This window comes from Nodosilinea sp. LEGE 07298, from assembly GCF_015207265.1.
GTDB lineage: Bacteria > Cyanobacteriota > Cyanobacteriia > Phormidesmidales > Phormidesmidaceae > Nodosilinea.
Window position 1 is genome coordinate 1 of the sequence record NZ_JADEXE010000427.1, and the last position, 4,462, is coordinate 4,462.

General features: G+C 49.4%; 4 protein-coding genes and 1 pseudogene. 1 reads left to right on the forward strand and 4 read right to left on the reverse strand.

The features are described 5' to 3' along the window. Nucleotides 1–104 (forward strand): annotated as a pseudogene (locus IQ273_RS36190) (DDE transposase); the annotation flags it as partial. 171 nt (nt 105–275) lie between these two features. Here the strand turns inward: IQ273_RS36190 and IQ273_RS30930 are convergent. From IQ273_RS30930 to IQ273_RS30945, 4 genes are all read right to left on the reverse strand, one after another. Beyond that, nucleotides 276–1,367, reverse strand: coding sequence for a ParB/RepB/Spo0J family partition protein (locus tag IQ273_RS30930; protein WP_228054227.1), 1,092 nt, complete (start codon nt 1,365–1,367; stop codon nt 276–278). 23 nt (nt 1,368–1,390) lie between these two features. After that, nucleotides 1,391–2,212, reverse strand: a complete 822-nt coding sequence (locus tag IQ273_RS30935; protein ID WP_228054230.1) for a ParA family protein — start codon at nt 2,210–2,212, stop codon at nt 1,391–1,393. 494 nt (nt 2,213–2,706) lie between these two features. Then, nucleotides 2,707–3,381 (reverse strand): hypothetical protein, encoded by a 675-nt coding sequence (locus tag IQ273_RS30940; protein WP_194026926.1) that lies wholly within the window; start codon nt 3,379–3,381, stop codon nt 2,707–2,709. Then, complete coding sequence (locus tag IQ273_RS30945) at nt 3,378–3,908, reverse strand: hypothetical protein (protein ID WP_194026927.1); 531 nt, start codon at nt 3,906–3,908, stop codon at nt 3,378–3,380. Before IQ273_RS30945 ends, IQ273_RS30940 begins: the two co-directional genes overlap by 4 nt. Between the last annotated feature and the right edge of the window lie 554 nt (nt 3,909–4,462).

Here is a 4,462-nt window from a genome sequence, read left to right on the forward strand (position 1 = left end):
AGGAGAAACTGCCGCTTTATCTGGGGTTCTTTGAGTTCGTACACAATGCCCGTAAGCGAGGAAAGGCACTGCTGGGCAACCTATTGGAGACCTTGTTGAACTAGCTCCCCAAAATCCGTATTGAGCCTTTATTTTTCAACTAACGGGCAAATTACCCGACACATCACCGCGAGACATTTGGGTACAAATAGGGACACACAGCCCCACTTTTATCCCTAGCAGCCGCGAGTATTTTTTTGACTCAGCAGTTAAATGCTGCTGTGGAAAGCGACTCCTTAAGAAAGAGAAATACCTTTTTCTCCGGCAATAGCTTCAATTTTTTCTAGCACCGAGTCCACTTGAGCAAGATGCTCCTGCACCCTTTGATCCTTTAAAAGCGACTTCCGCCTCCGAATACTCTTCAGCCGGGTGTAAATGCGCTCTTGAACCGGAACGGTAGTCATGATAATTCCAGAATTATCGACTTCGCTTTGAAGGTGGCTCGCTGGCATGATAATTCCAGAATTATCACCCTCAACCTCAGAATTTACCCTTTGAGACCATTCCATTTGCTTGAGGTGATCAATCTTCTCCTTAAGCTGAGTCTTGGTAGCTGTTTTGCTGAAGTCGATTAGAGCAACTTGATGGTGTTCCGGTGTCCTGTTAATTAAAGTAGCGCTGGTAGGGCTAATCTCCCCAGAACGTACAGCCTCGATAATTTGAGGATTGAGGTTCAGCAGCGGCAGACGATTGGAGACAAAGCTGCTGACCTTCAGGCCAAACTCTTCTAGAACCGCCTCAATGATGGCGACTTTGTCACTGCTGGCTTCAATCAGTTCAGCCCCATCACCCCTAGATTGATAGTTTTTGATGGCGATCAAGAATTGCTTGACCTCTTCAAAGGTTTGACCCAGTCTAAGCTTAAGCAGACTGAGGATAGAATCGGTCTCTTCAATGGCGCTAATCTCTTCGCTCAAAAGATGCGCAATCAGAGCAACTTCAAGGGCCGTTTCATCGCCCATCTCGACTACCATAGCTGGGATAAAATCGAGCCTGAGTTCTTTGCAACAGCGCCAGCGCCGTTCTCCACTGATGGTTTCGTAAAGGCCATCGGCGGCTCGGCGCACCAAAATTGGCTCCAAAACCTGACCGTGTTTTTGGATAGAGTCTCGCAGCTTGGCCAGCTTTTCGGGGTCGAAATAGCGTCGGGGTTGCTTCAAGTTGTCCGGCAGTCGCAAAGCCACAATCTGAGCAACCGGAATTTGAATAAAGCCAGGTTCTCCAGAACCACTAGTCTGAGTCAGTTTGAGCTGCTCTATTTCGGCCCTGAGGCGATCTAACTCTTCTTCTTTCTGAGCCCCGACAGCTTGCTCAAACATACTGGTCATGGGGCGTCTGCTATTTCTTGCCATTAGTTTTCTCCTACCGTTGCTTGGGTGATGGCGATCGCAATGTCTTTGTAGATCTCATTGATGGGTTCTTTAGGTCGGTAGATCCCCAACGGCAAACCAACCGCCGCCGCATTGGCGATATAAGCGCTATCTCTAATCGTGGGAAAGAGGGGTATGTTCATCTGATTAAGAATGGCGGGTAAGCTTTCCAACCCCTCCAGTTGAGATAGCCCCAGATTGTCTCGGTGCATGGCCCGATCTTTAAAGCCATTGGGAACCACTCCCAAAATTTCTGGCGTTGGCTTGAGGCGTAGATCTCGACGGGTTTCATAGATCCAGTTCAGCAATTTCGCTAGGGCATCGATATCTTTGTCTTCTGGCTTCAGGGTCAACAAGATATGGGTAGATGCGGCCAGCGCGACCGTGTGCACTTGCTCAATCGTGCCTGGGCAGTCAAAGATGACCACATCGTGGGGAAGGGGATGGTCTTCTAGTTTGTCAGCGAGAAGATATTCACCCCGCTTTGTCAGCACCAGGCGTTGAGAGGTTTCGGTTAAAATTAACCCCCCTAGGCAGGCATCAATGCCTTGGACAACATCTCGCCACACGGGATTTAGGGGATAGTCGCCTGAAAATTCTGGTCTCAAAACATAATCGATGGTTTCGTCGGCGTTGAGCGGATCGTCCAATCCACAAAATAGAGTTAGAGAGCCGTTGGGATCGCAGCCAAATAGGGCAACTTTCTTACCCATGCCAGCGAGCTGGTAGGCAAGATTCACCGCTAATGTCGTCTTACCAACACCACCGCTATTTGACATGATGGCAATTCGTTGTTGCAGCATGATTGATTTGCCTGGGTAGCGTAGCCTGCCCCTATAGTATTAGGCGCAAGCTGATAATTCCAGTATTTAACGAGAAAACCGTAATCTTTATCCTTACCCTCAGGTTCAGGTAAGTTTGCTAGCCAAACGGACAGATCCATTTCCCTTCCGAGGAAGTGCAGGGGGTAGGTCAGCATTGACCATCAGCATCGCACGATCCCCAAGAGAGGATATGATCATCTTCCGCTCCATGAGATTCTCTCGAAAAGACTTTTTTGGCCAATCTAGCTGCAAGTAACCGTGATAATTCTGGAATTATCACGGTTGTGGGGATGCAAGCATAGGTAAGGGATTTGCGGGTTATATGGTGTACCAGGCAGCCATGTTTCGACTTCGCTCAACCTTTAGTGATCGAGGGCTGAGCGAAGTCGAAGGCCGATCAGCAAGTACCTTATTTTCTTGCGAGTCTCTAGCCAGAAGGCTTCCTTTTGGAGAAGTACAGCCAATTTGCGGAGCTATGCCTTGCTTGGGCTAGCAGATACCAATATATGCAGGCTATAAAAGTACTGATCCGCGATTTCTAGCTCAAAGCCGCCCAACAGCAGACATAACCATAGCTGCACCAGCGGCCATCCCAGTTGCTCACGAAGCTGTAGAAGATAAATTGGTTGTGGATGAGTTTGAAACCAGGCGTTAATTTCAGCAACCCAATCTTGCACTCGTTCCTCATGGGCCACGGCCAAGGAGGCTGCCTTTTCCTCCGCTAGCTCCACCTGGTCTAACATTTTCAAAATATTTTCTTTGGGTACCGCCCCTACAACCGTCTCCTCATCTGGCTTAGGGTCTGTAGTTCTAGGCTTATGTCTCCGTTTTGCTGGGGTCGTCAACTCAGAAAGGTCTACGTGCTGTGTTTGCCGAACGAGGCCTTGCAACCAATCACTCGGCAAAGCGGGTTCTTGGGGATCGTGGGTATTCTCCCAATCGTCTAGTAGCGATTGAGCCTTAGACCAGTGCAACTCAGCTAATTGTTCGATCGCCCTCCCCCCAAGCTGAAGCTGCTCTTGAATCGTTAATTGACCCCAAAAAGGTTCAATCTGTTGCCAGAGAGCTTGGACATCTGCCAGCAACGGATTTTCGGCGGCATCTTCTAGAACCAATTCCAGCTCCAGTTCCAGTTGTTTGAAGTTCATTGGCTCTCCTCAGCCACTAAATGAGGTTTGAGGGGGCAGCTTTTAATCGGGCATTCAGTGGGTTCTAAACGAATTTCAGGCTCAAATTTTGTAATCCCATATCGTTCGCGCAGGGTCTTTAACACGTCCACCAAGTATTCTTGGATCTTTTGGTTTCTCATCCCGGCGCAGTGGATGGGGGTGACATCGAGCAAATGCTGCTCTCCTTCCCACACAGAGACAGATAGGGCGTGTAAAGGGGCATCTTGGCGCTTTTGACGATAGAGGTAGAGGTAGGCAACGGGCTTGAGTGCGATCGCAACAGAGATCGTTTCAGGGCCTTGGCCCGCCTGATTTTCTTGGGCAGATTGGCGATAGGTGCTGCGACGAGAGGCATTGTTATCACGGCGGTTACGGTAGTGCGATCGCCGCCGATGACACCGGCTTTCTTCCCAACAACCATCGCCCTGCTCCCCATGAAGCTGCCGAGCCTGCTCCACAGAGAGCTGAGCACAGTGCAGGCATTGGGGGTTAATTCGTCTCGGCATGGCCCTGATTCATCATGTGACTTAGCGAAAAGACAGAAAGAAGCCTATGGATCCGTTCGGGATTAAGGTACCGGATTGCTGATGGCTTATACGGTTGAATCTGTAGTCCCAGCAGGCTTGAATTCAGTAGTTTATTTACGGACGACTCCTATGCAACGTTCGCCCAAGCGGCTGAAGATCCTCACAGCCAGGGCTGATCACAGGTCATGGCCTAAATTTAAGCCCACCCCATTCTAAATAGTGTAATTGTTAGTGTAAGTAGGCTGTTTCTTTAATCATAATTCAGTGCTGCCGCCTAGATCAAAAATATTGGCCAACCTCCAAGAGACGAAGCCTGTGAGAACCTTCACTTACACTAAAAATTACACAATCAACTAGCCCATGCCAAATTCTGCTTGGCTACCCCCGATTTAGCAGGGTGCACGTGATTGCTCAACTCAGTAGCCAATCAGCCTGCTGTGAGGTAAGGGCACGGGAGATAGCGTCAAAGGCAGAGATGCTTTGACGGCGAGCCGTGTTTACCAGCGAACGCACCTGGGCGAACAACTCCGCAC